Genomic DNA, 25,929 nt, shown 5'->3' on the forward strand with positions numbered 1-25,929 from the left:
GTTGATGCCCAAAGGGCATCTTAAGGATAGGAGCTTTATGCGCTGCGAGCGCCAGGGTTAGCACTGCCGAGTGCCGTCGTCGTCATTCTGTTTCGCTGTCGTCGCTGTCGTCGCTGCCGTTGCTGTTTGCATTGGCGCTCGCGGCTTCATGAACCATCGCGTTGGCCGCCAACGCGCTCGCCAGTTCCGGCTGCGCTTCCTTGCGTTCGCTGTAGCGATCGGTCAGGTAATCCGAACGGTCGCGTACCAGCAACGTGAACTTGTACAACTCCTCCATCACGTCAACGACGCGATCGTAGTAGGCGGAGGGTTTCATCCGGCCGTCGGCGTCGAATTCCTGATACGCCTTTGCTACCGACGACTGATTGGGAATCGTCACCATGCGCATCCATCGGCCCAACACGCGCAACGCGTTGACGGCGTTGAACGATTGCGAACCGCCGCACACCTGCATCACCGCGAGCGTGCGTCCTTGCGTGGGGCGCACGCCCCCGCTTTCGAGCGGCAGCCAGTCGATCTGATTCTTGAACACCGCGGTGAGCGTACCGTGACGCTCCGGACTGCACCACACCTGTCCCTCCGACCATTCCGACAGTTTGCGTAGTTCGACGACCTTCGGATGATCGGCCGCTACGCTGTCCGTGATCGGCAGGCCGTGCGGATCGAAGATGCGTGTTTCGGCGCCGAATTGGCGCAGGATGCGTTCGGCTTCGAAAGTGAGCAGTTTGCTGAATGAAGTGGGACGCAACGACCCGTACAGCAGCAGAATTCGCGGGGCGTGTTGCGAAATCGCGTGCGGTTCGAGTTTTTGCGGATCCGGCGCGTGGAAATGTGGGGCGCTGATGTTAGGCAGATTCCCGAACATCAACGAACCCTCCGTCCCGCGCTGTCGATCACATGCTCGCCGTCCTCTTTGATAAACGCCCCCTGTTGCGCTGCGGGCAGGATATCGAGGACCACCTCGGACGGTCTGCATAGGCGTACGCCGAGCGGGGTGACCACAATGGGGCGATTGATGAGGATCGGATGCGCCAGCATCGCATCGAGCAATTGTTCATCGCTCAAGGATGCGTCCGCGAGACCGAGTTCGGCATATGGCGTGCCTTTCTCGCGCAGCGTGGCGCGCACCGTGAGCCCGGCGCGTTCGATCAGGTCCTTCAGTGTGGCTCGATCAGGTGGGTTCTTCAGATACTCGATGACCTCCGGCTCGATGCCGGCATTGCGAATCATGGCGAGCGTATTGCGCGAGGTGCCGCAATCGGGGTTGTGATAGATCGTAACGCTCATACACGTTGTCCTCATTGTCCTTTAACGCTGTGTTTTTGCCTCGTACCAATGCTGCGAACGATTGACGACGCCGACTACTAACAGCATCACCGGCACTTCGATCAGCACGCCGACCACCGTGGCAAGCGCTGCACCCGAATGAAATCCAAAGAGGCCGATCGCCTGGAAGAGTTGCGGAAGCAGTTGCCCGACCAGGATGCCGACTACGATGCACAGCGTCACCCAGACGGTCAGATAGCGCTCGAAGAATCCGATCGCCGGCCGTGCGCCACGCGCCACTGTGCTACCGGTGCTCATTTTTCGCAGCAGCCGGGGAGGTCGCTCGCGGCGCACGGTGCGCCGGCGCAGCAGTTTTCGGTCAGGAAGCCGATCAGGCCCGTCATCGCGTCGAAATTCGCCGAATAGATGATGAAGCGCCCGTCCTGCCGGGGTGTCACCAACCCGGCATGCGACAGGTCTTTGAGGTGGAAGGAGAGGCTCGATGGGGACAGTCCGAGCTGCTGCGCGATTTCACCGGCGGCGATGCCATCCGGCCCCGCGACGACCAGCAAACGGAAGATCGCCAGCCGCGATTCATGAGCGAGCGCGCCAAGGGCGCGTACAACAAGGTTCGAGTCCATGGTCGAACGATACGCTGATCGTTTTCATATTTCAAGTATTGTTGAAATGATATCGCCGATGAGCGTATGTGCGAGCAGAACCTGTTGCATTGGTGATGTGGTGCGTTAGGCGGCGTTGAACGCCGCCTCGTAATGTCACGACCGTTGCATCCAACCCGCTCAGTTGCCGAACAACGAGTGCTGGGTCCCACGGCTTGGCGCCGGGCGCGCTGGTTTCACAGCCGTTTCTCTGACGCCAGTTCCCGGAGTCGCGCTTGAAGTCGCAGCCGTTGCAGTAGCCGCAGCGTCATTCGAATCCGCAGCCGCTTCCAGCGAGGTCTGCCCGGCTTCCAGCGACAGAAGAAACATCTTGTTCACGAGTCCGCCGGCAAAGCCGGTCAGATCGCCGGACGCGCCGATCACGCGATGACACGGCGCCACGATCGAGATCGGATTTTTGCCGTTCGCCGCGCCCACGGCGCGCACCGCGTTGATGTTTCCGATTTGCGTCGCGATGTCCGAGTAGCTGCGCGTCTCGCCGAACGGGATCGTCAGGAGCGCCGCCCAAACTCTCTTCTGAAAGTCCGTTCCCTGGAAGTCGAGTTCGAGGTCGAACCGGTCTCTCGTCCCCGCGAAATATTCATTCAATTGCCGCTCGGTTTCGATCAGGATCGCGCGGTCATTCGCCTCGGCCATTTCCGGCAGGCGCACCCGGTTCGGCTTGTCGTTTTCCCACAGAATGGCGGCGAGCCGGTTGCCGTTTGCCACGAGCTTCAGTTCGCCGACGGGCGAATTCATTGACTTGTATGCGTATGTCACTTTGCTGGATTCCTGACTGGCTGGAGACTGAGATGGCTTGATGCGAGGCTGCGAACTTCGCTCTGCCATGGCTCCGATACCTGACAGCTTAACCCTCGTCCTCGCCGAGGTCACGCCGGATCTTGCTATCCAATTCCGCGCGCGGCCCACGACTCAGTAGAATTGATACCTTCGGCACATCGCTCACCGGCAACCGGAACTCTTCTCTACGACTGTGACAAGCACCCTCGAACAACTGCGGGCCGGACAACTGGCGGGTACTCGCCGACTTAAACTGGCGTGCGGGCTGAGCGAATTTCCACGCGAGATTTTCGATCTGGCCGATACGCTGGAAATTCTCGATCTATCGGGCAATGCACTTACGAGGCTGCCCGATGATTTGCCACGGTTAAGCAAGCTGCGCATCATTTTTGCGTCTGACAACCCCTTCACCGAATTGCCGGAAGTCCTCGGGCAGTGCTCGCAACTGAGCATGGTCGGCTTCAAGGCAAACCGCATTCGCAAGGTCTCGGGTCAATCGCTGCCGCCGCTGCTGCGCTGGCTGATCCTCACCGACAACGAGATCGACACACTGCCTGCGGAAATCGGCACCTGCACGCAACTTCAGAAGTTGATGCTTGCAGGTAACCGGTTGCGCACGCTGCCCGAAGAATTGGCGGCCTGCTCGCGTCTCGAACTGCTGCGTCTCGCGGCGAATCAACTCAGCGAACTGCCTGCATGGTTGTTGCGCTTGCCGCGGCTTTCCTGGCTGGCTTTCGCCGGCAATCCGTTTAGCGAAGCGCTGGAGACAGCGGCACTCACCGATACGCCGAGTGCCGATATTCGATGGGATGAGTTGAAACTTGAACAGCAGTTAGGCGAGGGCGCCTCCGGTGTCATTTATCGCGCGGCGCTTCTTGCTCGTCACGAACATGCGAGTAGGCCTGTGGCCGTCAAGTTGTTCAAGGGCGCGGTGACGAGCGATGGATTGCCGGACTGCGAGATGGCGGCCTGCATTCGTGCCGGCGATCATCCGAATCTGATCCCGGTGGTGGGCAAGGTGAAGGGCCATCCGGCGGGCACGCATGGCCTGGTGATGGAACTGATCGACCCGCAATTCACGAACCTCGCCGGACCGCCGAGCCTCGAGTCATGCACGCGTGATGTCTACGATGCCGACACGCGCTTCGAGTTTGCATCGGTGTTACGCCTTGCATACGGCATGGCGTCGGCAGCGTGTCATCTGCATCGACAAGGTGTGATGCATGGCGATCTGTACGCGCACAACATTCTGCACGGTGGCCAAGGTCGCGCGCTGCTGGGCGATTTTGGCGCGGCGTCTTTCTACGCGACTGATGATCGCCACTTCCGCTTCGCGCTGCAGCGCCTGGAAGTCAGGGCGTATGGTTGTCTGCTGGAGGAATTGATCGACCGATGCGACTTGGTGGCTGTGGAAGCGGACATTGCAGCGAAGCTGGTAGCGTTGAAAGAGAATTGCCTGAGCGAGGAGATCGACAGCCGGCCGTTGTTCGACGAAATCGCTGCCGTTTTGCGGCAGCTAACGGGCGCCGGAGATCGGGACACTGCAGCGTTCGCTGCGGTTTGATCCGTCGTCCGTGTGGTCCAAGGAGAGAAAATCAATGACGCAGAGGATGCGCCGCCGCGTGCTGGTTGCCGGCACGCTTGCTGCGGCAGGCCTGACAGGTGCGGTTCGTGTCGATGCCATGCAGGGTGGCAAGCTGAAGATCGCCCTCGTGTTGAAGTCGATGACCGATCCGTTCACGGTAGCTATGGCGAACGCTGCGCAGAATTATCAGAGGCACTTCGCGTCGCAGTTCGGCTTGACCATTCGCGGCACGGCAACAGAGCACGACACTGCCGCGCAGATCCGGATGGTCGACGAATTGATCAAAGCGAAGATGAACGCGATCGTCATCGCGCCGACTGACTCGAAGGCGCTGACAGCGATCGTGGCGCGGGGGATCAAGGCCGGCATCATCATGGTTACCATCGATAACCCGCTCGATGACGCGTCGCAGGATGCCGCCCACATCTCCGTGCCCTTCGTCGGTCCGAACAATCGAAACGGCGCGAAGCAGGTCGGCGATTATCTTGCGGAGCGGCTCAAGGCGGGCGATCAGGTCGGGATCATCGAAGGCATTTCCGCCGACCGCAATGCGCAGCAGCGTTCGGCCGGCAGCAAGGATGCTATGAACGCGGCCGGGATGAAGATCGTCGCGATACAAGCCGGCGACTGGGACTATGGGAAAGGACGGGACGTTGCGTCGAAGATGCTAGGAGACTATCCGCAGATCCGTGCGTTGATGTGCGGCAACGACAATATGGCGATGGGGGCGGTGGATGCCATTCGTGATGCAGGGAGAACCGGCGGCGTCTACGTCACCGGCTATAACGACAGCGAGGCGATCAAACCGCTGCTTCTCGACGGCCGCGTGCTTGCGACGATGAACCAGTTTGCCGACCGGCAAGCTGTGTTCGGCGTCGACGTGGCGTTGAAGGCAGTCACTGAGCACAGAAAACAGAGCGATTTGTCGCGCGCCATTGAAACGCCGCTGCAACTGGTGACTGCTGCAAGTCACTGAGGCAGAAAATCTATTGCCTACCGCCCCATAGTGCCTGTGCTGCGAATCTCATGGCTACGCCGCCGATGCGTTGTTCACCCGGATCGGACTTTCTGTTGCCACGAATCGCACTTCTCGGCGTTGACATCATCTCTGTCGACGTCGCTTTCCTCGTCGATCCACCGTCGGGCCCATTCGAGCGAGTACTGCTGCGCAGCCTCGAAGCTCGTGAAGCTCGGACCGATAAGTCCGGAACGGGCGATGCGCTGCGCGTCCCTCACGATCTCGGCCCATCCACGAAACCGGGCGTTCGCCACCCGATCGGCCGCAACGTAGATGACGTAGCCACGCGGGTCGGATTGGCGCTTGCCTTGTGAGGCGAGGCCCATCCATGGCGAGGCAGGCCGGTGGATGGATTGAGGGGCGTTCATCGAGCTGCGGGATTCGACGCGCTCAGGCGCAACAGGCGAAGAATCCTGGAGCTGCTGGGCGACTTGAGTGAACGTATCCACGCTATGGGGCGGCTGGCGTGCGCCATGCGGCGTTTGCCACGACGCCTGACTTGTCCAGAACACCTTGCGAAGGCCCTCGTCCTTGGATTGACGGTCGACGGAGCGGGGCTGGACATGTTGTGGTTGCAACCGGCCATCCGGACCGCAGCGGAACGTGCGGCCGCGGCTCGAAAGAAGCCCGTGCATTTCCGCAAGGGCGCCGGACCCACGCCACTTTTCGAAGCGTGACCGGCACGTCGGCACCGACGGATAGGTGTTCGGCAACCTGGACCAGGGTTCGCCAGTCACCAATACCCACAACACGGCATTCGCCACCAGACGAACTTGCGCGCGAGGCCGGCCGCGTTGCCCATGAACGATGACGTCATCCGACAGAACGGGCGCCAGCAGAAGCCACTCTTCGTCACTGATTTCGTTAAACTGCACGCTATATCCCCTCATACCAGTCGCGTTACGCGGGTTCGATATCTCCCGTTCACGCTACCCGCTGCTCATCGCCCACGTTGTCATGGCCGACAGAACAAGCAGGTCTTCGACGCAATCCGATAACTCGCAGAGTTCTTGAAATGACGCGTCGTTGGCGTCATGCAGATGGTGTCGCCTGAGATCGCGCAGCGCGTTGCCAAGGCGCCGGATGGCCTCGGGATCGCTGTTCGTCAGTGGCCAGCCTTTTAACAGGTACGTTAGCGGCGCGACGCTTCGGCTTTCGCACCACAGATCGAACAGATGGATGCACTTCGCGTTGATATGCTCAACCGCGTTTTCGCGTTCAGACAGATACGGAACCATGGCCACGCTCAGCAACAGGACGATTGACGAGTCTTCATCCTATGTGGATAGTTATCGCAGCGCTGTCAGGACATCAAGAAAGAAGGGCCGGTCAATGCTGAACTTCGTGTCAGGAAATCCCTATACGTTGCCTGTGTTTTCCCTGTCGATTCGGCGCACCGGTAGTCTGAACTGACCGCGATGCGATCAGATACCGCCTCGTCGGCGAAAAAACGAAGCTGTATTAATCGGCGCAGCGGTTTGATTAGGAGAATCCTGACATTCGAATCAGCCGTTCCTTAATGAACTATCCGGTGCTCCCGACGGAACCGCCGCTTCCAGCGCCTTACGATGACTTCACTTGCATCACGGAGTGTAGACATCGTGGCTGAAAAATCGTTGCGTGGGATCGTTGGAAAACTGCTTGGCACGGAATGCCGCCAGTCGGTCCGCGTGCTGTCGATACATCGGTCACGATCTGGCCGGACTCGTCGTGTGTGCGTCGAAGTGCAACGGCCGGGCGGTTCGCTTGCGCTGTTTTTCTTTCGGCACAGCGACGGAATCTGGCACGTGTTTCCGCCCAGAGACGCTCGTCCTGCGATGAGCACCGCCGTATTGCCGCAGAACGGCGAGACAATGGCGAAGGAGGCAGTGCATGGCTGAAGATCTGTCGAATGAATTTTCGCTGGACGAAGCAGGTCTGCGCGCATGGATGCTGGCGTGGTACGACCATGCCGTTTCAGTCGGCTTCCTCTGTCCGCCGTTCATCATGAACGACGTCATGGCTGAACGGCTTGAGGGCTATTTCAGAGTGGGACTCACGCCGGCCGAAGGTGCGGAAGCATTTTTCGGCGTCGCGCACTGACTTCGGTACATCAATATTCGACGTCAGGGCGTTACTTGCGTGCCGCAGTCGAGGTTAAACGCCCCTGTTCAGGTCCCCATTTTCTGCCGCTTGACTGGCTGGCCGTGGCCGTGCGGCCCCCACAGCTCACGATAAAGTTCTGATGATTCTCGTGTTCGCCAGGCGCCGCCACATAGGGATAGTCCTGATCTCGCTATGCTTTACGAATGGTAAATATTGTACTAGTCTAAATTGTACAATCGGAAAACATAATAATTATCATCGAAATTGGGTAAATCGAAAAAGATCAGGGTCGATTGTTGGCGAAAGTCCGCTCTTCAAATCTTGGCCTGCTGTACGCGAGTTCGGCGCAGTGTTTCCGGGCAATTTCGCGTACCGGGGGGAAGGGGACTATGTGTCGGTATGGAGGCAAGCCAAATGAGTCCAATTACAGTGAATTCCGCACCGGAGCGTGTGAGATTCGCGCAGCAATCGCTTCGTTCTGTGGTGGAGAAATGGCTTAGGCCAACGCCGGCCGCACCTGCCCGAGTGAGCGACTTCAGTCGAATGGCAGTCGGCGGCACGCGCTTCGTGCGCGTCGAGGTGTCGCGGCAGGAGCGACGGGTTTCCTTCTTGTTCTTCCGGCACATTGACGGTACGTGGAATGTTTTTCCGCCAGCTACACCGCGTCCGATGACCAAATTCTATTGAATGATACCTGCGCCGGCCAAACGCCTGGACGGCCGTCATTTGAGTGTGTCGGCGACGAAAGTGTCCGTCAATGTAGCCCGGTGCCTCCTTGCTCTTCTGCAAGTTTTTCTCGTCGTGCCATGCCAGGCAAAGCTAACACGGCACACGAGAAGTTAACACGGGGCGTTTATGAAACCACTTCTGGCGTAGCACGGTGGCGTGTGTCTCAAGAGCCGAAAAAAATATCGCAGAAACTGGCAGGTCCGACGCAGGTCGACGGATTTGAGGGATGCATATCCTGTTTTTTGTGGCCAGAATCGGTCGCGCCTTTCATTTCGGCGCCCATGCCACTGTCGCTTTCTTGCTGCTGGGGCGTGGCGGCTTGCTGTTCAGCGTCCTGGGCGGCTACCTTCGCCTCCGCAGCCTGGATATCGGCAGGATAGGTCGCGTCATCGCTGGTCGACGGATTGTATCCAGCCTGTTCGAGTTTGATGAGGTCGGCGCGTACCTGCGCTCTGGTGAGCGGGACAGACGCGGACTGCGCAAAAGTCGATGTGGAGATGACGACCGCACTGAGCGTCAGTGCCAACAGGGTGAGCTTTTTCATGATTGCGACTCCTTCCAACAAAGACCCCGGTTTGCCGGGGAACTAGTGAAGCACGTTGATGTGTGGCTCAAGAGCCGGAATAAATAGTGCAGAAGCTGACAGGCCCAACGCAGGCTGACGGATCTGAAGGAGGTGTATTCCGTTTGATGTGGCCGGCATCGCTTGTGCCTGTCGTTGCGACACCCATCCCACTGTCGCTGTCTTGCTGCTTGAGCCGCGCGGCCTGCTGTTCAAAGATCGGCGCAACGTCCGGGTACGACGTGTCACTTACAAAATTCAGCCCGTTGCGTTCGGCTTCGATCAACTCCTGCCACACCTGCGCCCGGGTCTTTTCTTGAGCCTGCGCGTTGATCGAAATGCTCGCTGCGGCAGCGAGAATTAGAGAGAAAATTATCGTTCGCTTATTCACTTTGGACTCCAATATAAATAACGGGAAGTTGCTGATTCTGCATCATGCAGCGCGCTCACACTACGGTATACCGGGAGCGGGCGCCGCTTATTCCCAAAGTTGCCAAGGATGCAGGCAAAACATGATGCGTTTGCGACCGCGTCGCCTGGCAAGCCTACGTTGACGGAAATCTCGAAGGATGCTGGGAGGAGGCGCCTCCCGCGAAGTTCCTGTAGATCAGATTCCCATGCGTCCAGCAACGCCGTCGCGGTCGATGAACTTGTGTTTCAACGCGGCTGCGACATGCGCAATCATCAGGAGTGCAAGCGTCAGCACCAACCCGCGGTGCAGCGTGCTATTCCCGGTCGGTTGCCAACACACCTGTCCCTCGGGAATAACCTCACTCGAGTTGCGGTATAGACAAGACACCCTCCCGATGCTTCGGGACCGGTGAACGACCGCTCGGGAGAAGGACATGAGACGTATCTATTTGCTATTGCCGAATGTGCATAGTGCACAGATGACCATCAACGAACTTCTGTTATTGCGGGTCGAGTGGCGACATATCCACGTGATCGCCAATCACAATGTGCCGCTCGAGGATTTGCCAGAAGCAACCCTGGCGCAACGCAGCGATCTGTTGCCCGCCCTCGCGAGAGGGGTAGCGATGGGCGGCCTCACGGGGACGCTGGCCTCACTGGTCGCACTGGCGTTCCCGCCGGCCGGCCTGACGATTGCAGGCGGAGCGGTCGTGGCGATCACGCTTTGTGGCGCCGGCTTTGGTGCATGGACGGCGACGATGATTGGCGTCGATGTGCCGAATACGCGGCTCAAGCGCTTTGAACAGGCTATAGAAAAAGGCGAACTGCTGATGATGGTCGACGTCGCGAAAGATCGCGTCGAAGAAATCGAGGAGGCGATCAAACTGCGTCACGCCGAGGCCGACATCAAGGGAACGGACCCGACGATTCCGGCGTTTCCGTGACGCTGCGTAATGCCATCTGGTTCCATCGCAATGACGCAGTCCGCCATGATGTGCGGATCAATATGAACGACAGATAGCTCGTTGTCGTGAGGGGCGGCGCGGCGAGGTGATGCCCTCGCCCCGAACGCTGCATTTTGCGTTGCACAACCATCGCCCGCGGCAACACCTGACTACCGTGCATCACGTCGCGTACGCGAGCAACGATGTACGCGGAATACTGGCGATCGTCTGTACCTCAAGGCACCGGCTTCACCTTCCCATTCTGGCCGGCGCTCATCAGTGCGTTTTGTTCCGCTCGATGTTTGGCGGCAACCTTCTCTTGCGCAGCCTGAAGATCTGCAGGATATGAACCGTCGTCGCCCTGGGACGGGTTGTAACCCGCCGCCTCCAGTTCGTAGAGTTCATGCATGACCTCTGCGCGCGTGACTCGATGTGTCGGCGGGTCAGGCATGGTTTGCGCAAACGCGCCAGCTGAAGTCGACATCAGAATCGCGCCAGCGACCGCCAGGTTGCGCAGCGACTGGTCGAATGACCGATGTTGTGAGATTGATTTCATGACGATACTCCTGGTGTTTTAAGGTGCTGGTTCGCAGGATAGAGAGGGCGAGCCGAGAATCAGATGAATGACAGCGGCTCAGGGTTGGCTCGACCTAACAAGATGAATCTATTCATTTCAGATTCCTTAGTATCTGGTGAATATTGCGAGATGTTCATTGAGTTAACCGCAGTTGGACGACGGATATTCCCGGGTTTGTGAAAAAGAACGCGGGCACCCTACAACACGCCAAATAATTTCGAGCTAGATGGGAATAAACGTGCGGCCGACCTGGAAGACGCTGTCATCCGGCCTCGTCGTCAAGCCGGATGGAGCCACGCGCGAACGACCGGGAGGTCGGTTGACGTCGAGCGGGTCGCGCATGGTTGGAACACGGACATCCATGGTGCGGATGTGCCAATTTATTGCGGGTTAATTGCAGGCAATCTGGGGATCACTCAATGAAGAAGCACTTCTGGCATTAGCAACGTTGTGCCCGCTGGCAGGTTTCGTCCATGCGCAAAGCAGCGTGACGTTGTACGGGCTGATCGATGAAGGATTCGAGGCCGTCAGCAATGTGCCGGTGGCTGGCAAGACCGGTGGCGGCACTCGCCATCCTGCACCAGGCCGACTCGTCTCGGCCATCAATTCTTCGGCGGCGGCACGACATAGGTCCTCACGCCGGCTAGTGGCGATCCATATCCACCAGACTGTGCATTGTTCGGCAAACCATTGGCGAGTTGCGCGCGCGGATCCGTCGGATTCAGATTCAGCTCTCCGGCCTGCCGATCACCGTGGGTGGGATACTCGCTCCCGGGTGCAGCCTGCGGCATCAACCGGGTGCTGTTTTCAGGCGAGTTGATATCGTCATATGGGCTGAGACCTTGCGCCGCGACGCTGCCCGCGGCGATACACGCTACCGCTAGCAGGAGTCCTCTCAATGCCATCAGTGCTTGCAGTGCGCTTGCTCTGTCGAAAACGATTTTCATATCAAACTCCTTAAGGTGTCGAAAACGTGAGACCGGCCTGTTTTGCCGGCCTGGGGCAGGGACGTGCATCCCGCAGCCATAAGTCCTACTCGGCTCAGACCGCAATAGTTCGAGTCACTGAACCGTGATCGTTTCCTTCATGTCAGGGTGGTCCCCACAATAGACCTTGTAGATCCCGGGCTTGTCGAACTTGTACGAAAACGTGTCGTCTTGATCGAGGTCGTACGAATGAAAGAGGCCCATGTCAAAGGCGCCTACGTCGTGGACTATCGTGTGCGGCTCCGCATCGAGATTCATCCACGTGATGGTCGTTCCGGCCTTGATCGTGGCGGACGAGGGCGAGAACATCAAATTCTTTATCGTCACGAGAGAGTCGCTCGCGCTTTGTGCGGACGCCGTGACTGTAGCTCCAGACGCTACCAGGCAGAACACGACCGCAAATACGGATTTCGGTAACGAATGATTTTTCACGATGATCTCCTCGAAGCGTCTGCAGTTACTGAATCGTGACCTTCTGAGCTTTCGCCGCCGGAAAGCGTGAACAGCGTTCCAAGTCCGCCATAGGTCATGCACCTCGAGACCCTGCGACGTGACGGATTGGATGGGTGCTGTGACGACATGAGATCCTCGCAAGCGAATCAGCAAGCTGAGCGGCCGGATCGCCTAGGAAGAAACCGGCGCCTTCAGCAGGGAGTACCTGTCCGATTGGAGATTTATTCCCACTGCCTGAGCTCGCCAGGCTTGCGAAGTCGCAGAATGTCTGCGGGCTTCCCGGTGTCGGGAGAGCGTAGCCGGATGTCGATTGGCTATAAGCCACCTGCGGATGCTAAAGTCCTTGCAGCCGCCGGCTTTCAACGAAAAGAGGGGGACCGTCATGCCAAACAGAACTTCCTTGCTCCAGCGCGTGGCAACCACCGCTGCTTTCTTTGTGCTGATCGCAAGCCATGTGGCTCGCGCCGAAGATAGCGTCGCGCCGGCTCATCCGGCCGCTCGCGATATTGCCCAGGAAGAGCGCAACCGCGCGCTAGTCGTGAACTTCTACGATGCGGTGTTCAACAGGCACGATCTCGGGACTGCTAGCGCCGTGCTCGCACCGAATTACATTCAGCACAATCCGCATGTGCCCACCGGGTCCGCGCCGTTCATCAGCTTCTTTACCGAATACTTCAAGCATGCCCCCAATGCCCGTTCGGCCATCGTGCGCAGTGCGACCGACGGCGATCTCGTCTTTCTGCATGTTCACTCGACCAGCAACCCGCAAGACCGCGGCAACGCCATCGTGGATATCTTCCGCGTCGAGCGCGGCAAGATCGCCGAGCACTGGGATGTGATTCAACCCGTGCCCGAGCAATCGGCCAACGACAACACGATGTTCTAGTCGATCCGGCGAACACGCTGTCTGCCGCGGGCCTCTCCTCGCACCAGACAGCGCGCCGCGGTTTAGTCGAGGCTGTCGAATACCGTTGTCAATCGAACTAAAGATGCACCCTCTCGGTGGCCGAAAGCCACACCAATCATCGAACCGGTCGCATTGGCTCAATTGATCGCACTTCGGTTCCCCTTGAGCTCATTGTTGCACTTGAAACGACGCACCTTCATTCCCGCCATTCGACCGTCCGCACAACAGGAAGCCGCATCTGGACCGGTTCGGCTCTGATCAAGAAAGCTCGCAAAAACTCGGGCAAATTGCACAGGCGCGCTGGAAATCGCGGCATGCCGCCACGTTCGAGGCTCGGGAATAAAGCGGACGCTGGCGTGGTTAGCTCAGTATACGCAGCACGATCGACAGGTCGCAGGGTTCCGCTACCGACAGCTGATCGTCGTGAGCTGCGGCAGAAATGGAAGGAGGCGAACATGAACATCGCCGAGAAGTCCCTGCGGTTCCTGGTAGAAAAATGGCTTACGCCGACACCGACGACGCGGCTCCGCGTAATTCAATTCGGCCGTACTGGTTGCGAGAGGAGACGCTATGTGCGCGTCGAGGCCATGGCCCCAAGCGGTTCGCATGCGATTTTCTTCTTTCGGCACGATGACGGTTGCTGGTGTGTATTTCCGCCTGCGATTGCACGGCCGGCAATGACGGGTCGTCGGCTTGCAGCGTAGAGGAGCGCGATACGGGTAAAAGGAGCATCAAATAAAAACGGAAACCACCGCTTTCCTGAGCAACCAGGAAATCTCTGACCGTGCCGCCATGCACCGTCGCAGCAGGGCAGAGCCGGTCTTTTACAACGTGGGGGCCGTGCCTGCCGTGGTTACGCTGACTAGATCTAACCGTAGGACCATCGCCAGAGCGGCGATATTCGCATCCATTTTCCTCAGTTCGAAGCTGGAATAAATTCCGAGCGACGTCGGTATAGGCTGGGAGAGCATGCCAGCGATCAAGCAGACGGTCCGGTCCACCGCCATTTAATTCCGGCGACATGATTCCGCAAAGCGAAGTGCCTGAACACATCAGTATCGATCGCGACCGCTAATGCCAAATCAAACTTCATAAACGTAGTTAGACGGGCTCCGTAACGCCGATGAATAGCGTTCTGACGTGAGCCACGTCGGATTCGCCGCAACGTGTAAGTCATTCGAAACCCGAGTTGTTCGTCGCGCCGATGCGCGCCCTGTCCAGTACTCGTGTATGCCTGAGGTCGATGATGAAATCGCTGCTGAGTCACCATGAGATCGCGATTCTGTTTCTACTGCTCGATGCGCCCAACCAGGTCGCACCTGGTGATCCAGACGCAATCGCTCTTCAAGAAGCGAGACTCGTCGAAATTGTGCCTACGGCTTTCGACGATGGCAGATTTCGGGTAACGCCAGCTGGCGCGGAACTACTCCGTCGTCTTCGCATGAGAGCGGATTGAAGTACAAATTGGTTTGAGCCGCAATCGGCGACCGCGCATGGGTCGTAGCCGCCGATCGCCGCGGTGGTAGCAAGTGCTGGGTTTTCTAGAACTTGTGACGCAGGCCGAGGTTGACCATTTCCTGCGTGCTGGTGCCTGCGTATCCGTACGAGCCGATCGAGGCTTGCGCCGCCATCGTGCCGCCTGTGCCATTGCCGGTTTCGCCGCTCGCATGCTGATAGGCGGCGGTCACATACACATCGGTGCGCTTCGAAAGGGAATAGTCAGCGCCGAGCGAGACCTGGTGATACGTCGCGGAGGTATCGCCGCTCGATTTTGTATAGCTGTAGCCCAGGCCGACCAGAAGGGCCTTGGTGGCTTGATAGTTCACGAATCCCTGACCCGTGTTGTATTTTTCGTTCGAAGCGAACACCGAGGCGTTGTCGCGGCGGTACTGCGAGTTGCTGTAGGCGGCCCCGAGCGTGAACTGCCCGAGCGTATATTGGCCCGCGACGCGGGCAATCCCGAGCGAGTGCGCGGTCTGGTATCCACTGTTGATCGGGCCATCGAACGTTCCGTCCGACGTGCTATTCCAACCTGCTGTCGGACTGCGTGGGCCCGCCGACGCTGGACTGTTTGCTGCATAGAAGTAACCGGCGGCGAGGGCGATCGGGCCATTGTTATAGGCGGCCGCCGCCGAATACGATTGCTCCGAGCCGGTGCTGCCCGCGATGCCGCCGAACGAGTACATCGCTTCAAACTGCAGACCCGACCAGACCGGCGACGTGTACTTGACTGCGTTGTTCACGCGGAAGCTGTTGTCGTAGTTGTCGACGTCGCCCGCGGTCGCGAATGCGCTGCCGAAATAGTTGTCCTCGGTGATGCCCTGTACGAGATCGATCAGCGGATCGTACTGGCGGCCGAGCGTCACGGAACCCAGCGAATCGCTTGTCAAACCGACGTAGGCCTGCCGCCCGAATAGCCGGCTGCCTTGCCCGAGTTTGCCGGTGCTCGGATCGAAACCGTTTTCGAGCTGGAAGATGGCCTTCAGGCCGGCGCCAAGATCTTCCGTTCCCTTGAGGCCCCAACGTGTACCTGACAGATTGCCTGCACTACTGTTACCGAGAGCCCAGAGATTCTTGTTGCCCTGTGCGTTGTGCACGTAGGTCAGCGACGTGTCGATCGCGCCGTACAAGGTCACGCTGCTTTGGGCATGCGCGGCGCCGGCGGACGCGAGCGCAGCCAGCGAAATTATCGAAAAGGTGGTGCGTTTCATCTCATCTCCTGCGTTGGACGTCAATCCTCATGCAGGGAGACTAATCTCGCAAAACAGTAATGTAAAAAGTTGAAATACAGATCGTGTCCGATATGCGACACCTGACAATTAACCATCCTTTCAATTAATGAAAAACAGAGTCGTGGTCATAGAGGAATTTGTCGAAATGTCCCTGAATCCGGCCGAATTCCGTCCCGTGCAAGCAGAAAACATGCTTGCCGTTTACCGTATCCGAAGACAGCCGATGCCTACGCTTAGCGCGGCTTCGGCCGGGTTTTTTGTCTGAAGTGTTCGCCGAACCGGGCGGTTTGCTCACAGCCGATGCCCAGAAGATAGCGTTCCGCCCAGGCATTGCAGCCTGGGCGCTCAACAACCGTCTGAAGAATGCGAGCCCTTGCGGCGTACTGATCTTTTTGGATTCAAGCGATAAGTGATTTCGGGCATCAGCTTATGCTTTGTTCGTCACGCCTTCACACACCGAAACCCCGCATACACATATTGGTAATGCGGTTGAAACCAGTTCCGGAAAGCCGGCCGCAACATGCATTGCGCGGTGCGTGCCGAACCGCCTTTGATCACGTAGTGCTGCCCGTCGAAAAAGTTGGCGGAGTAGCCCGGATAAAACGGAAACGCTTCGAAGCCCGGCAGTGCGTCGAACACCGTGGAAGTCCACTCCCAGCCGTTGCCGAATTGACCTTCCACGCCGAACGCGCTGACGTTGTCCGGATATGCGTCGACCGGCTGCGGATCCCAGCTACGAAAATCGAAATTGCCCGATGCGGCATGCGGTGCGCCATGTGCCGCGCGTTGCCATTGCGCTTCACTGGGTAGCGTCTTGCCGGCCCAGCGCGCGTAGGCGCTGGCTTCGGCGTGGCTCACGTACGCGGGCCAGTCGAGCGGCAGCGGCACGTCGTCGAACATCGTGCGCAGCATCCATGCGCTGTTCTGATCGCTTCTGGTTTGCTGCGACCAGCAGGCCGGATGCTCGATATGTTCGGCTTCTTTCCAGGCCCAATCCTTGTCCGTCCACCACTTCGGCTCGCGATAACCACCCGCCTCGATAAACTCCCGGAACGCGCCGTTCGTCACCATATGACGATCGATCTCGAACGCGGGCACGTCGACGCGCTTTTCGCCGAACTCGTTGTCCCAGCCGAAATGGCCGCTCTCGCGCGACATGCCGAGCACCGTTGCACCAGCCGGCACGCTGACCATAGACGACAACGCCTGCCGCGGTTCAGGAAGCGTGAGCGCCGGCTCCTTCAACCCGGCGACCTTCTGCGCAAGCGGCAATTGATGCAGCATGTACGCGAGCGTTTCCGCATGCATCAGCCGATGCTCGATCGCGACGTTCAGCAACTGCTCGGACGCGTCAGCATGATCGCCCTTGCGGCCGACGCGGGCGGAGTCGCTCAGCGCGTCGAGTTCGCGGTCGATCTGCTCGCGGGCGCGCAATCCGTAGGCGCGCACGGCGTCGAGCGAGGGCCAGTCGCTGGGTTGATCGGTGGGAAAGCCGCCGTCGACGGGATCGATGCCGAAAGCGAAGAGCTGGTCGAGGTGCGGGTCGAATGCCGGCAGATCGCACAGGCGCTGATCGAAAAGATTACGATCGAAAGCTTCCAGATGGCCGACGTAAAACACGATCCGGTGACGCTCACGGATCGGCCGTTCGTACAGAAATTCGGGTTTGACGATAGAAAACAATGCGTCGGTAATCTGACGCGCGTCGATCAGACGCTGGACGAGCGGGTGGTGCGGGGCGGGGTCGCGATTCATTTCGCCAGGTCTCCTTGCGGGGGACGGACTAAAGACTGTACCCGCTCGCAGGAGCCATGCCAAGACGAATGCGCGCTAAAAAGCAGGTGGCCGGGGACGCGGCGGCGCGGGCGAGGTCCTCCGCGTACGGCTTACACCTTCTGCAAGCCCTCCAGATCGACGATCCGGATGTGTTTGCCCTGTGTGTCGATCAGGCCGCGCTTTTGAAATCTTGACAGGGTGCGGCTCACGGTTTCGAGCGTCATACCGAGGTAGCTGCCCATGTCCTCGCGTGTCATGCGCAAATTGAATTCCGCCGACGAATAACCGCGTTGCGCGTTGCGCTCCGACACGTCGAGCAGAAACGCCGCCACGCGTTCGTCCGCTGAAAGGGAACCGAGCACCATCATCTGCCCGGCTTCGCGGACTATCTGTTCGCCCAGCAGTTTGTGCAGGCGGTCCTGCATCGAACTGATTTCACGGCACAGGGACTTGAGGGCGGGGTAGGGAACGATACATACGGTGCTGTCTTCGAGCGCGACGGCGCTGCATGCGTGCACGTCTTCGCTGATACCGTCGAGGCCGAGCGCTTCGCCGGCGAGGCGCAAGCCTGTGACCTGTTCGCGGCCGTCACGGTGGGCCATGACGGTTTTCATGGAGCCGGAACGCACGGCGTAAATATTGTCGAAGCGGTCGCCGCTGCGGTACAGCGCTTCGCCGCGCTGCACCGAGCGCGCGCTGCAGATGAGCGCTTCGAGTTTCGTTAGTTCGTTGGACGACAGGCCTTGCGGCATGCAGAGCGCCCGCATCGAGCAACTCGAACAACGAGCGGCGGTGCGCGCCGTTGCTCTCACTGGCGCGGCACGACGGCTACTCTTCGCCGGCGACGACTTCGGAGTGGAATCGGCGGCGCCAGCGGAGCGAGTCACAGCGGTAGGAGTAAGCATGTTCGGCAGCCATTTGTCAGAGTAACAACTGATTGTCCCACCGCCGATGCCCCCCGTTTAGCGGCAAAATGACGCGTTCGCGCAGTTAGGCATCTTGAGCGATGTCACGCTTGCATTGCTGCTTGTGGTTATGGACTGCTATGTATCGCGGCGAGGATGCTCTGCTCGGATTTTGGATGTATCGCAACTGCAGCCGCGCGTGCCCCCAATGCGGCGAGCACACGCTTTGCAATGTGTGTTACCAGGCGTTCAGGCGTTTTCACTGACCTTGCCGGCCGCAGAGGGGATCAGCAGTACAGGCAAGGTTGCCTGACGCACGCAGCGCTCGGCGACGCTGCCGAGAATCAGGCGCTGAAAACCGCGCCGGCCATGCGTGCCCATCACGAGCAGATCGGCGTTGAAGTCGGCGGCCGCTTTTAGCACGACCACTGAAACGTCATCGAGGGAGGAGGCCTCGCCCACAATCAGCTCCCCCTTGACGCCTTGCGCTGCCATGGCCAGGGCGAATTCCGCGCAGAGTTCTTTACCCTCTTCGACGAGGCGGTTGCGCAGAATGGACGGGTCATAACCCGGCGCTTCGAAATACATCGGTGTGTTTTCGACGACGTACAGCGGTTGCATGACAGCGCCGGTGGATTTCGCGAGCGCGAGCGCTGCTTCGAATGCGCGGCGCGAGGTGTGGCTGCCGTCGACCGCTACGAGGATGCGTGTGTACATATCGACTCCGCGTCTGAAAGATTGGGATGCCGCGGCCATTGCGTACGGCCGGACTTATTGACGATTTATTACGGATGCCAGCTTAAATGATCGCTGAAAAAGGTGCATCCTGACAGGATGTAAATCAAATACTTGTCAAATTTTGCGATAACTGCACGCTTCCCGGCAAACACCGCGCAGCAAGCGTTTGCGGCATTCCTGTCAAGCCGGGGCGCATCTATCAGATCAAGATAGGGTCAGGTTTGCCTTACAATCAGGACCTACTCAGACAAGCTGCTTCAGCACCGCTGATGAACGAGCGCAAAACGACGGGCTTGCCCGACAAGATCTACGGCGACATCCTCAATCGCATTCTTGAAGGCGAGTACAAGGAGGGCGAGCGGCTGCCTACCGAGCATGCGCTGGCCGAACGCTTTGCGACGTCGCGGCCCACTGTGCGCGAGGCCTTGGCGCGCCTGCGGGCGGACGGGATCATCATGACGCGGCACGGTTCGGGCACCACGGTCGCGCGGCGGCCGGACCCGGATGTGCGGCGGTTTGCGCCGCTCGAAACGCTGTCCGACATCCGCCGCTGTTATGAATTTCGCATCGTGACCGAAGCCGGCGCGGCCGAACAGGCAGCGCTCAAAGCCGATGCGGACGATATCGCCGCGATCCAGCATGCATGGGACCAGCTGGAACGGATCATCGAAACCCGGGGCATTGGCGCGCAGGACGATTTCATGTTCCACCTGGCGGTGGCGCGCGCCTCGAAGAACCCATTTTTCATCACGGTCATGTCGTTCATTGAAGAGCAGATTCTGTTCAGCATGAATCTGTCGCGCAATCTTTCGCTTGTGAAAACGGTGGAGCGGCAGCGGCTCGTGCAAGCCGAACATATGGCCGTGCTCGAGGCGATCCGCCGTAAGGACGGCCCTGCTGCGGGGAAGGCGATGCGCGCGCATCTCGAGAATGCGCTCGAGCGGATGTTCGGTTCCTGATATCCCGCGTGTCTCCTCCGCGGGTCGCAAATATCAGGTAGCCGGGCTGTCGCAACTGCGGCCCCAGTCGTGTCAAGACGTCAGGCGGCGGCAGCCATCGGCCCGAACAGGGCGGTGCGGGTCTTCGGACTGACCGCGATATCCAGCGCCACGGCCCGTTCCACGCCGATCTGCAGGGGTGATCCGAGCCGGCTGATGTCGATCCCGGTCTTGCGCAGCAGCCGTTCGATCGGCGTGGTGGTCACCGTGACGTAGCGGGTGATGCCCATCCGGTCGGCGAACGTCACGAGTTCGTGAATCGCCTGCATCGTCAGGTCGGCAAAGCCGAACGACTGTTCCTCGCCGCTGGTTTCGATCGCAAACCGGCTCAGTTCCCAGATATGCCGCCCGACCGGCGCATCCGCGCCATGGAGCAATTGCGGGAAGGTGTCCTTGAGCATGTTCGGGCCTTCCGTCGGCATCAGGCGCCAGCAGCCCCGCACGTGCCGATCGTCGCCCTGAATCAGCATGTAATGGGGCCCGAGGGCATCGTAGCCGTCGATTTCCATGCCCGCGATGGTCGGGATATCCCACCCGAGCCGTCCGTGAAACACCCGGGCCCGCAGGCGGTACATCTCGTTGATGTCCGCGTTGTCGAATTCCTGCCGCATTCCAATCCGAATTGCTGTTTGCATGACGTTCTCCTGAACGTGTTGGGGTACCCAATACGCAAGAAAACTTATGCATTTTGAATCTTTCCGCCACCTACCTACCTGGATAGGTGTGCATGCTTATCGGATAACGCAGAATTCGAGACAAGCCTCAGCCCTCAACCGACGGGACACAAAAATGGAACTTCTCGAAAACCACTGGCAAGCGCAACCTTCGATCCAAACCCGCCCGGCAGAGCCGTCATCGGCGGTGGATCGCGTTCTGATCATTGCCTATCGCAAGAAGAAGAAGGAAAGCCAGCGTCGCTTCTGGGCACGCTTCGGCGTGACGCAGTCGCGTGGCAGCCGATTCGAATCCGGGGCCGAAATTCCGGCGCCGGTGTCGATCCTGCTGGGCCTCTACTTCACCAAAACCGTTTCCGACGCCGATCTCGGGCGGGCCGAGCGGGTGCTGTACAGCCGCGACGCCGCCGCCTTGCTCAACCCGGGTCAATAAGCCCCAACTGCGCGGCGATCACGGCCGCCGCGCGCCGCGAATTCACACCGAATTTCGTCCTGATGTTCTTCATGTGGAAGTTCACCACGGCTTCCGAGCAGCTCAGGATATGGGAGATTTCCCATGTGGATTTGCCGCGCGCGGTCCATTTCAGGCATTCGCGTTCGCGCGGCGTGAGCTTGGGCAATAAAGTCTGAGCGTGCGTATTCAAATGGCGCTGACTGGTATCGATTACCAGATCGCGCAATAACACCAGATTCGGCAACGCAACGTTGACGTGGCGCCAGAACGCCTCAGTCGGATTGCTGTCATTGACGAAGCACATCATGCCGGCTTCCTGGTTCGGCCCATGAATCGGCAACGTCACACCGGCGCGCAGGCCGTGCGAGCGGGCTTCCTCATACATCGATTGCTGCGGCGCGGTCGTAAAAATGTCCGGCGACCAGATCAGCGGCGTGGCGCGTGTCGCGCAATGCGAGACAGTCGGGTCGATATGGACGAGCCCCTGCTCGTCGTAGGTGCGTCGCCAGGCCGGTGCGTAGGTGCTCCGCACATAGGCGTCTTCAAGGCGAATGGTCGGGCGCGGCAGCATGGCAATCAGAAGCCTGTCGAAGCCCCATGTGTCGGCCAGGCCCGCGATCGCGCCGAACCATTCCGCTTCATCTGCGGCGTTCAGTAGCGGTGCCATTTCCTCGATAAAATGTAGCGACAATTTGGTTCTCTCAGACTCGCAAACGTCCCGTTGCGGTTAATTGCGGTACGGCGATCCGTCCGGCTGTTTTTATCTTCACAATCTATCACTAAAAATTATTTCGCAAGCCGAGGGCGATTTCTAAAGAAGCGCCACCAGCACTGGTTCTGCTACCAGGCGAACGAATTACTCCTTATATCGGATTTCTTCGACCTGATTAACATTCACGGGTCGATAAAGTGGGTAATTTTCTCGTAGCGGCGTTTTTGATGCTTTTGATTTGCAACATTATTGTCAAACCACTTTGAATGACTGCGCGTGTCGAGATTCCGGACAAAACCACGCCAATTATCAAATTGACAATTTCCACCTGGCCCTTCTCTATTCTCTAACAGCGGCCTGTCACCGTCTATTGTCATACGAAAGCGACACGCCGCGCTTTGCCAGCTTCGGCTCCTTCGCATCGAATTCGACGTGAGATCTCGCGATGACAACCATACGTAGGTTGTTTGACAACATTGCGAACCCGATGCTAACTTGAACACCCGGTCCCCGTATGTTTGAGGCGTCATGAACGAATCCCCGATTCTCGACAGTGAGTTCGTCGCATCGGTGATGGCCGTGCCGCCGCTCGCCCGCCGTGCCGACTACACGCTGGACGTCGCCGAAAACCGTGCTCTGATTCGCCACATCGAGGCTGGCGGCGTGCGCACCTTGCTGTACGGCGGCAATGCGAACCTCTACCACGTGGCCGTCAGCGAGTATCGGGACTTGCTGGATATGCTGGCGGGCGCAGCCAGTGCAGGCACGCGCGTGATCCCGTCAATCGGTCCCGACTACGGGAAAATGCTCGATCAGGCCCGTATCCTTGCGCAAACCCGCTACCGTACGGCGATGGTGTTGCCGCTGAGCGGATTTACGACGTCCGAAGGCGTGGAGGCCGGGCTCACGCGCATCGCCGAGGCGGCGGGCATGCCGCTCACTCTGTACATCAAGAGCGAAAACTACGTGGAGCTCGACACGCTCGCGCGATTGATCGAGCGTGGCACGCTGCTGGCCGTCAAATACGCGATCGTCCGCGACAATCCTGCGGAGGATCCGTATCTGCGCCGACTCGTGCAATCCGTGCCTGCGGCCAAGGTGGTGTCGGGCATGGGCGAGCGGCCAGCGCTCGTCCATTTGCGCGAGTTCGGTCTGGCCGCATGGACGACGGGTTCGGGATGCATTGCGCCACGTATGGTCATGGCGTTGCTGCAAGCCGTCAGAATCGGCGATGCCGACACAGCGCAGCGTCTCTATGAGGCTTTCCTGCCGCTCGAAACGCTGCGTGACGAAATCTCGTTGATCCGTGTGTTGCATGATGCAGTCACGTTTTCAAAGATTGCCGACATGGGGCCGATCTTGCCGCTACTCAGTTCGACGCCGCCCGAACATCATGCGAAGATCGATCATGCGACGCAGATTCTGCTTGCCTTGGAGCGTCAGCTCGCGCAGAAGCCGGCGTCGCATTGACCTCGCAGCGGCCGCGGTTACAAGTGCGTGCGCGGCGCGCTGCGCCCCATCTTCCCCTCAACCTCCATCGTCCAAAGCCTACGCATGACCGACACCAGCCGACGCTATCCCGATCCCTCCATTCGCGTTCTCGATCCGCGCTTCACGTCGCTGATCCTGGCGTCTGCTTCCGTCGAGTGCCTGTATCAGGGCGCGCGCTGGTCAGAAGGGCCGGTCTGGTTCGGCGACGGCCGCTATCTGCTGTGGAGCGATATTCCCAATGACCGTATCCTCCGCTGGGACGAAACTAGCAGCGCGGTGACCACGTTTCGCCAGTCGTCGAACAATGCGAACGGCCACACGCGTGATCGCCAGGGCCGCCTCGTGACCTGCGAGCACCTGACACGGCGCGTCACGCGGACCGAGTACGACGGCTCGATTACCGTGCTCGCCGACCGTTACCTCGGCAAGCGTTTCAACTCGCCGAATGACGTGATCGTGAAGTCGGACGGTTCGATCTGGTTTAGCGATCCGACCTTCGGCATCGACAGCTTTTATGAGGGCGAGCGGCAGGAGTCGGAATTGCCCGCGTGCGTGTACCGGATCGACGGCCAATCGGGCGAGGTGACGATGGTCGCCGACGACGTGCTGGGTCCGAACGGCCTCGCGTTTTCGCCGGATGAGTCTGTGCTGTACATCGTCGAATCGCGTGGCGTGCCGCGCAAGATTCGCGCGTTCGATGTCGACGTCAGCAGCAAGGGCGCCGTGCTGTCGAACAACCGCGTGCTGATCGATGCCGGTCCGGGCACGCCCGACGGCTTTCGCGTCGACACACACGGCAATCTCTGGTGCGGCTGGGGCATGGGCACCGACGAACTCGACGGCGTGCGCGTCTTCACGCCGCAAGGCGAGCCGATCGGCCATATCGCGTTGCCGGAGCGCTGCGCGAACGTGTGCTTCGGCGGACGTCATCGTAACCGGTTGTTCATGGCGGCGAGCCACGGCTTGTATTCGTTGTATGTGAATACGGAGGGCGTCCAGGGCGGGTGAGGGCGCAAGGCGTGCGGGCAGCTTGAATGCGCAGTGCACGTTCTGGTTGCCTGACAACTAACTACACGGCTCGCTCTCAAACTCCGGGTTTGCCCTTGGATTACGCGCGAAAACCGTTGAACTACAAGGATTCCGCGCAAAAATAGCCAATTTTTGAGGTAAAACCCAGTGGTGAGTATTTGCTTGACATCGGCAGTTCCGCTTCGCTATGTTCCATTGGTAGAGAGACACCGCCAGCAGCACATCTGGCCGGCGGACTTCCATACCAAGAAGCGAGGAGACGCAATGACTGTTTCAGGCAGGTTGGCGCTCAGGCTGGTGTCCGTATGTCTCGTGGCAAGCGCCGCATTGGGGTCCACCGCGCATGCGGCCGATCCGGTAACGCTCAATATCGTCGATGTAGCCGGCGACCTTCAACTCACGCAGAAGGGCTTCGAAGCCTTCAAGGCGAAGTATCCGAATCTCGTCGCCAATCTCACGTTCACCAACGCGCCCGCGCCGCAGTTGCCGGGCAAGATCAAGGCAATGCAGGCCGCGGGCCGCTCCGACATCGATCTCGTCCTGACGGGCACCGACGCACTGGCTGCCGGCATCGAACAGAATCTGTGGATGAAGTTATTGCCGGACAATGCCGCGGCCTTCCCAGGCGTGCTCGACAAATACGCGCCCGGTCCGCGCAAGATGCAGGACCTTGCTCAAGGCTTTGGTCTCGAGGTCGCCTATATGCCGGCCGGTCCGTTGCTCGAATACAACCCCGCCAAAGTGACCGATCCGCCCAGAACGCCTGAGCAACTCCTGCAATGGTGCAAGGCGCATCCGGACAAGCTGATCTACGCGCGGCCGGCGAACTCCGGTCCCGGCCGCACGTTCCTGATGGGCCTGCCTTATGTGCTTGGCGACAAGGATCCGCAAGATCCGATTCACGGCTGGGACAAGACGTGGGCCTTTCTCAAGCAGCTGAACGATTGCATTCCTTACTATCCTGGCGGCACCTCGGCGGTGATGAAAGAACTCGGCGAGGGTACGCGCGACATGACCGTGACGGTGACCGGCTGGGACATCAACCCACGCGCGCTCGGCATCGTTCCGGCGGAATTCCGCGTGCAGGCATTTGACAACATGACGTGGGTGAACGACGCGCACTTCATGGTGATTCCGAAGGGCGTGCCGAAGGAAAAACTCGACGTGATCTACAAGCTGATGAACTTCATGCTCGAACCGGCACAGCAAGCCATGACCTATGACGACGGTTATTTCTATCCCGGGCCGGCAATCAAGGGCGTAAGCATCGAGCAGGCGCCCGCGCACAGCCAGGATGTGCTGAAGAAATATGGGCGGCCGGAGTATGCAAAGCTGCTGGCTGAACGTCCGCATGTTTTGCCGCTGAACGCCACCGCAATGGTCGCGGCCTTCAAGAAATGGGACAGCGACGTCGGCGCGCAGAAGACCAAGTAGCCG

The 25,929-nt window shown here is 59.3% G+C and carries 28 protein-coding genes and 1 pseudogene; 11 read left to right on the forward strand and 18 right to left on the reverse strand.

Annotated elements, in window-relative coordinates; all coding sequences use genetic code 11:
- Nucleotides 1-82: 82 nt before the first annotated feature.
- From arsH to KHO30_RS06005, 5 genes and pseudogenes are all read right to left on the reverse strand, one after another.
- Nucleotides 83-865 carry an arsenical resistance protein ArsH gene (gene arsH, locus KHO30_RS05985; protein ID WP_211700329.1) on the reverse strand — a complete coding sequence of 261 codons (783 nt, stop codon included), beginning with the start codon at nucleotides 863-865 and terminating at the stop codon, nucleotides 83-85.
- The gene (gene arsC / locus KHO30_RS05990) at nucleotides 865-1,287 is read right to left on the reverse strand and encodes an arsenate reductase (glutaredoxin) (protein WP_200619546.1); all 423 of its coding nucleotides are present in this window, start codon (nucleotides 1,285-1,287) and stop codon (nucleotides 865-867) included. The genes arsH and arsC overlap by 1 nt, the downstream gene beginning before the upstream one ends.
- A gap of 21 nt (nucleotides 1,288-1,308) precedes the next feature.
- A pseudogene (locus tag KHO30_RS05995) lies at nucleotides 1,309-1,449 on the reverse strand (arsenical-resistance protein); the annotation flags it as partial.
- Between the two features lie 131 nt (nucleotides 1,450-1,580).
- Nucleotides 1,581-1,907, reverse strand: coding sequence for an ArsR/SmtB family transcription factor (locus KHO30_RS06000; protein ID WP_211700330.1), 327 nt, complete (start codon nucleotides 1,905-1,907; stop codon nucleotides 1,581-1,583).
- Nucleotides 1,908-2,066: 159 nt separating this feature from the next.
- Nucleotides 2,067-2,705 carry a methylated-DNA--[protein]-cysteine S-methyltransferase gene (locus tag KHO30_RS06005; RefSeq protein WP_244863958.1) on the reverse strand — a complete coding sequence of 213 codons (639 nt, stop codon included), beginning with the start codon at nucleotides 2,703-2,705 and terminating at the stop codon, nucleotides 2,067-2,069.
- A 214-nt stretch (nucleotides 2,706-2,919) separates the two neighbouring features.
- Between KHO30_RS06005 and KHO30_RS06010 the strand changes: the two genes are divergently transcribed.
- A complete protein-coding gene (locus KHO30_RS06010; protein ID WP_211700331.1) occupies nucleotides 2,920-4,290 on the forward strand; it encodes a leucine-rich repeat-containing protein kinase family protein in 1,371 nt (456 codons plus the stop codon).
- Nucleotides 4,291-4,324: 34 nt separating this feature from the next.
- The gene (locus KHO30_RS06015) at nucleotides 4,325-5,287 is read left to right on the forward strand and encodes a substrate-binding domain-containing protein (RefSeq protein ID WP_211700332.1); all 963 of its coding nucleotides are present in this window, start codon (nucleotides 4,325-4,327) and stop codon (nucleotides 5,285-5,287) included.
- Between the two features lie 74 nt (nucleotides 5,288-5,361).
- Here the strand turns inward: KHO30_RS06015 and KHO30_RS06020 are convergent, their stop codons facing one another.
- Both KHO30_RS06020 and KHO30_RS06025 read right to left on the reverse strand, forming a co-directional pair.
- Nucleotides 5,362-6,204: a transposase gene (locus KHO30_RS06020; RefSeq protein ID WP_244863959.1), complete on the reverse strand. Its 843-nt coding sequence runs from the start codon at nucleotides 6,202-6,204 to the stop codon at nucleotides 5,362-5,364.
- Nucleotides 6,205-6,258: 54 nt separating this feature from the next.
- Nucleotides 6,259-6,567 (reverse strand): hypothetical protein, encoded by a 309-nt coding sequence (locus KHO30_RS06025; protein WP_093637340.1) that lies wholly within the window; start codon nucleotides 6,565-6,567, stop codon nucleotides 6,259-6,261.
- Nucleotides 6,568-7,201: 634 nt separating this feature from the next.
- On the opposite strand from KHO30_RS06025, the gene KHO30_RS06030 reads away from it, so the two are divergent.
- Nucleotides 7,202-7,411: a hypothetical protein gene (locus KHO30_RS06030; protein WP_093637336.1), complete on the forward strand. Its 210-nt coding sequence runs from the start codon at nucleotides 7,202-7,204 to the stop codon at nucleotides 7,409-7,411.
- Between the two features lie 895 nt (nucleotides 7,412-8,306).
- Here KHO30_RS06030 and KHO30_RS06035 read toward each other — a convergent pair.
- Both KHO30_RS06035 and KHO30_RS06040 read right to left on the reverse strand, forming a co-directional pair.
- Entirely contained in the window at nucleotides 8,307-8,687 is a 381-nt protein-coding gene (locus KHO30_RS06035) for a DUF4148 domain-containing protein (RefSeq protein ID WP_211700333.1), read from the reverse strand.
- Between the two features lie 67 nt (nucleotides 8,688-8,754).
- The gene (locus KHO30_RS06040) at nucleotides 8,755-9,081 is read right to left on the reverse strand and encodes a DUF4148 domain-containing protein (protein ID WP_372450015.1); all 327 of its coding nucleotides are present in this window, start codon (nucleotides 9,079-9,081) and stop codon (nucleotides 8,755-8,757) included.
- A gap of 469 nt (nucleotides 9,082-9,550) precedes the next feature.
- Here KHO30_RS06040 and KHO30_RS06045 point away from each other — a divergent pair, with 469 nt between their 5' ends.
- Nucleotides 9,551-10,060 carry a DUF1269 domain-containing protein gene (locus tag KHO30_RS06045; protein WP_093637324.1) on the forward strand — a complete coding sequence of 170 codons (510 nt, stop codon included), beginning with the start codon at nucleotides 9,551-9,553 and terminating at the stop codon, nucleotides 10,058-10,060.
- A gap of 235 nt (nucleotides 10,061-10,295) precedes the next feature.
- On the opposite strand, the gene KHO30_RS06050 is transcribed toward KHO30_RS06045, so the two are convergent.
- From KHO30_RS06050 to KHO30_RS06060, 3 genes are all read right to left on the reverse strand, one after another.
- Nucleotides 10,296-10,616 (reverse strand): DUF4148 domain-containing protein, encoded by a 321-nt coding sequence (locus KHO30_RS06050; RefSeq protein ID WP_211700334.1) that lies wholly within the window; start codon nucleotides 10,614-10,616, stop codon nucleotides 10,296-10,298.
- A 623-nt stretch (nucleotides 10,617-11,239) separates the two neighbouring features.
- Nucleotides 11,240-11,542 carry a hypothetical protein gene (locus KHO30_RS06055; RefSeq protein ID WP_211700992.1) on the reverse strand — a complete coding sequence of 101 codons (303 nt, stop codon included), beginning with the start codon at nucleotides 11,540-11,542 and terminating at the stop codon, nucleotides 11,240-11,242.
- A gap of 156 nt (nucleotides 11,543-11,698) precedes the next feature.
- Complete coding sequence (locus tag KHO30_RS06060; RefSeq protein WP_372341822.1) at nucleotides 11,699-12,016, reverse strand: plastocyanin/azurin family copper-binding protein; 318 nt, start codon at nucleotides 12,014-12,016, stop codon at nucleotides 11,699-11,701.
- A gap of 442 nt (nucleotides 12,017-12,458) precedes the next feature.
- Here KHO30_RS06060 and KHO30_RS06065 point away from each other — a divergent pair, with 442 nt between their 5' ends.
- Both KHO30_RS06065 and KHO30_RS39180 read left to right on the forward strand, forming a co-directional pair.
- Nucleotides 12,459-12,962, forward strand: a complete 504-nt coding sequence (locus KHO30_RS06065) for a nuclear transport factor 2 family protein (protein ID WP_211700335.1) — start codon at nucleotides 12,459-12,461, stop codon at nucleotides 12,960-12,962.
- A 476-nt stretch (nucleotides 12,963-13,438) separates the two neighbouring features.
- On the forward strand, nucleotides 13,439-13,687 hold the full coding sequence (locus KHO30_RS39180) for a hypothetical protein (RefSeq protein WP_244863960.1): 249 nt from the start codon (nucleotides 13,439-13,441) through the stop codon (nucleotides 13,685-13,687).
- An 837-nt stretch (nucleotides 13,688-14,524) separates the two neighbouring features.
- Here the strand turns inward: KHO30_RS39180 and KHO30_RS06070 are convergent.
- The 4 genes from KHO30_RS06070 to KHO30_RS06085 form a co-directional block, all read right to left on the reverse strand.
- Nucleotides 14,525-15,694 (reverse strand): porin, encoded by a 1,170-nt coding sequence (locus KHO30_RS06070; protein WP_211700336.1) that lies wholly within the window; start codon nucleotides 15,692-15,694, stop codon nucleotides 14,525-14,527.
- Nucleotides 15,695-16,156: 462 nt separating this feature from the next.
- Nucleotides 16,157-17,470, reverse strand: a complete 1,314-nt coding sequence (locus tag KHO30_RS06075; protein ID WP_200619534.1) for an SUMF1/EgtB/PvdO family nonheme iron enzyme — start codon at nucleotides 17,468-17,470, stop codon at nucleotides 16,157-16,159.
- Nucleotides 17,471-17,601: 131 nt separating this feature from the next.
- Nucleotides 17,602-18,396: a helix-turn-helix domain-containing protein gene (locus tag KHO30_RS06080; protein WP_425312879.1), complete on the reverse strand. Its 795-nt coding sequence runs from the start codon at nucleotides 18,394-18,396 to the stop codon at nucleotides 17,602-17,604.
- 249 nt (nucleotides 18,397-18,645) lie between these two features.
- On the reverse strand, nucleotides 18,646-19,113 hold the full coding sequence (locus KHO30_RS06085; protein WP_211700337.1) for a universal stress protein: 468 nt from the start codon (nucleotides 19,111-19,113) through the stop codon (nucleotides 18,646-18,648).
- A 290-nt stretch (nucleotides 19,114-19,403) separates the two neighbouring features.
- Here KHO30_RS06085 and KHO30_RS06090 point away from each other — a divergent pair, with 290 nt between their 5' ends.
- On the forward strand, nucleotides 19,404-20,093 hold the full coding sequence (locus KHO30_RS06090) for a FadR/GntR family transcriptional regulator (RefSeq protein WP_054040669.1): 690 nt from the start codon (nucleotides 19,404-19,406) through the stop codon (nucleotides 20,091-20,093).
- 80 nt (nucleotides 20,094-20,173) lie between these two features.
- Here KHO30_RS06090 and KHO30_RS06095 read toward each other — a convergent pair whose 3' ends face one another.
- Entirely contained in the window at nucleotides 20,174-20,767 is a 594-nt protein-coding gene (locus tag KHO30_RS06095; protein WP_093637295.1) for an acyl-homoserine-lactone synthase, read from the reverse strand.
- Nucleotides 20,768-20,921: 154 nt separating this feature from the next.
- Here KHO30_RS06095 and KHO30_RS06100 point away from each other — a divergent pair, with 154 nt between their 5' ends.
- A complete protein-coding gene (locus KHO30_RS06100) occupies nucleotides 20,922-21,239 on the forward strand; it encodes a helix-turn-helix domain-containing protein (RefSeq protein ID WP_054040665.1) in 318 nt (105 codons plus the stop codon).
- Here KHO30_RS06100 and KHO30_RS06105 read toward each other — a convergent pair.
- On the reverse strand, nucleotides 21,223-21,927 hold the full coding sequence (locus KHO30_RS06105; RefSeq protein WP_093637292.1) for a helix-turn-helix transcriptional regulator: 705 nt from the start codon (nucleotides 21,925-21,927) through the stop codon (nucleotides 21,223-21,225). The two genes, KHO30_RS06100 and KHO30_RS06105, sit on opposite strands and share 17 nt — an antisense overlap.
- Before the next feature lie 573 nt (nucleotides 21,928-22,500).
- On the opposite strand from KHO30_RS06105, the gene KHO30_RS06110 reads away from it, so the two are divergent.
- The 3 genes from KHO30_RS06110 (at nucleotide 22,501) to KHO30_RS06120 (ending at nucleotide 25,926) form a co-directional block, all read left to right on the forward strand.
- A complete protein-coding gene (locus tag KHO30_RS06110) occupies nucleotides 22,501-23,442 on the forward strand; it encodes a dihydrodipicolinate synthase family protein (RefSeq protein ID WP_211700338.1) in 942 nt (313 codons plus the stop codon).
- An 84-nt stretch (nucleotides 23,443-23,526) separates the two neighbouring features.
- Nucleotides 23,527-24,471 carry an SMP-30/gluconolactonase/LRE family protein gene (locus tag KHO30_RS06115; RefSeq protein ID WP_211700339.1) on the forward strand — a complete coding sequence of 315 codons (945 nt, stop codon included), beginning with the start codon at nucleotides 23,527-23,529 and terminating at the stop codon, nucleotides 24,469-24,471.
- A gap of 285 nt (nucleotides 24,472-24,756) precedes the next feature.
- On the forward strand, nucleotides 24,757-25,926 hold the full coding sequence (locus tag KHO30_RS06120; RefSeq protein WP_211700340.1) for an extracellular solute-binding protein: 1,170 nt from the start codon (nucleotides 24,757-24,759) through the stop codon (nucleotides 25,924-25,926).
- Nucleotides 25,927-25,929: the final 3 nt, after the last annotated feature.

The organism is Paraburkholderia aspalathi (assembly GCF_905220735.1).
Taxonomy (GTDB): domain Bacteria; phylum Pseudomonadota; class Gammaproteobacteria; order Burkholderiales; family Burkholderiaceae; genus Paraburkholderia; species Paraburkholderia aspalathi.

Bases quoted from the DNA above. Each gene is read 5' to 3' on its own strand.
- KHO30_RS06045 (WP_093637324.1), top strand. From the start codon at position 9,551: ATGAGACGTATCTATTTGCTATTGCCGAATGTGCATAGTGCACAGATG.
- KHO30_RS39180 (WP_244863960.1), top strand. From the start codon at position 13,439: ATGAACATCGCCGAGAAGTCCCTGCGGTTCCTGGTAGAAAAATGGCTT.
- KHO30_RS06025 (WP_093637340.1), bottom strand. From the start codon at position 6,567: ATGGTTCCGTATCTGTCTGAACGCGAAAACGCGGTTGAGCATATCAAC.
- KHO30_RS06075 (WP_200619534.1), bottom strand. From the start codon at position 17,470: ATGAATCGCGACCCCGCCCCGCACCACCCGCTCGTCCAGCGTCTGATC.
- KHO30_RS06120 (WP_211700340.1), top strand. From the start codon at position 24,757: ATGACTGTTTCAGGCAGGTTGGCGCTCAGGCTGGTGTCCGTATGTCTC.
- KHO30_RS06035 (WP_211700333.1), bottom strand. From the start codon at position 8,687: ATGAAAAAGCTCACCCTGTTGGCACTGACGCTCAGTGCGGTCGTCATC.
- KHO30_RS06065 (WP_211700335.1), top strand. From the start codon at position 12,459: ATGCCAAACAGAACTTCCTTGCTCCAGCGCGTGGCAACCACCGCTGCT.
- KHO30_RS06095 (WP_093637295.1), bottom strand. From the start codon at position 20,767: ATGCAAACAGCAATTCGGATTGGAATGCGGCAGGAATTCGACAACGCG.
- KHO30_RS06070 (WP_211700336.1), bottom strand. From the start codon at position 15,694: ATGAAACGCACCACCTTTTCGATAATTTCGCTGGCTGCGCTCGCGTCC.
- arsH (WP_211700329.1), bottom strand. From the start codon at position 865: ATGTTCGGGAATCTGCCTAACATCAGCGCCCCACATTTCCACGCGCCG.
- KHO30_RS06080 (WP_425312879.1), bottom strand. From the start codon at position 18,396: ATGCTTACTCCTACCGCTGTGACTCGCTCCGCTGGCGCCGCCGATTCC.
- KHO30_RS06100 (WP_054040665.1), top strand. From the start codon at position 20,922: ATGGAACTTCTCGAAAACCACTGGCAAGCGCAACCTTCGATCCAAACC.
- KHO30_RS06030 (WP_093637336.1), top strand. From the start codon at position 7,202: ATGGCTGAAGATCTGTCGAATGAATTTTCGCTGGACGAAGCAGGTCTG.
- KHO30_RS06105 (WP_093637292.1), bottom strand. From the start codon at position 21,927: ATGGCACCGCTACTGAACGCCGCAGATGAAGCGGAATGGTTCGGCGCG.
- KHO30_RS06085 (WP_211700337.1), bottom strand. From the start codon at position 19,113: ATGTACACACGCATCCTCGTAGCGGTCGACGGCAGCCACACCTCGCGC.
- KHO30_RS06000 (WP_211700330.1), bottom strand. From the start codon at position 1,907: ATGGACTCGAACCTTGTTGTACGCGCCCTTGGCGCGCTCGCTCATGAA.
- KHO30_RS06090 (WP_054040669.1), top strand. From the start codon at position 19,404: ATGAACGAGCGCAAAACGACGGGCTTGCCCGACAAGATCTACGGCGAC.
- arsC (WP_200619546.1), bottom strand. From the start codon at position 1,287: ATGAGCGTTACGATCTATCACAACCCCGATTGCGGCACCTCGCGCAAT.
- KHO30_RS06050 (WP_211700334.1), bottom strand. From the start codon at position 10,616: ATGAAATCAATCTCACAACATCGGTCATTCGACCAGTCGCTGCGCAAC.
- KHO30_RS06055 (WP_211700992.1), bottom strand. From the start codon at position 11,542: ATGGCATTGAGAGGACTCCTGCTAGCGGTAGCGTGTATCGCCGCGGGC.
- KHO30_RS06115 (WP_211700339.1), top strand. From the start codon at position 23,527: ATGACCGACACCAGCCGACGCTATCCCGATCCCTCCATTCGCGTTCTC.
- KHO30_RS06110 (WP_211700338.1), top strand. From the start codon at position 22,501: ATGAACGAATCCCCGATTCTCGACAGTGAGTTCGTCGCATCGGTGATG.
- KHO30_RS06015 (WP_211700332.1), top strand. From the start codon at position 4,325: ATGACGCAGAGGATGCGCCGCCGCGTGCTGGTTGCCGGCACGCTTGCT.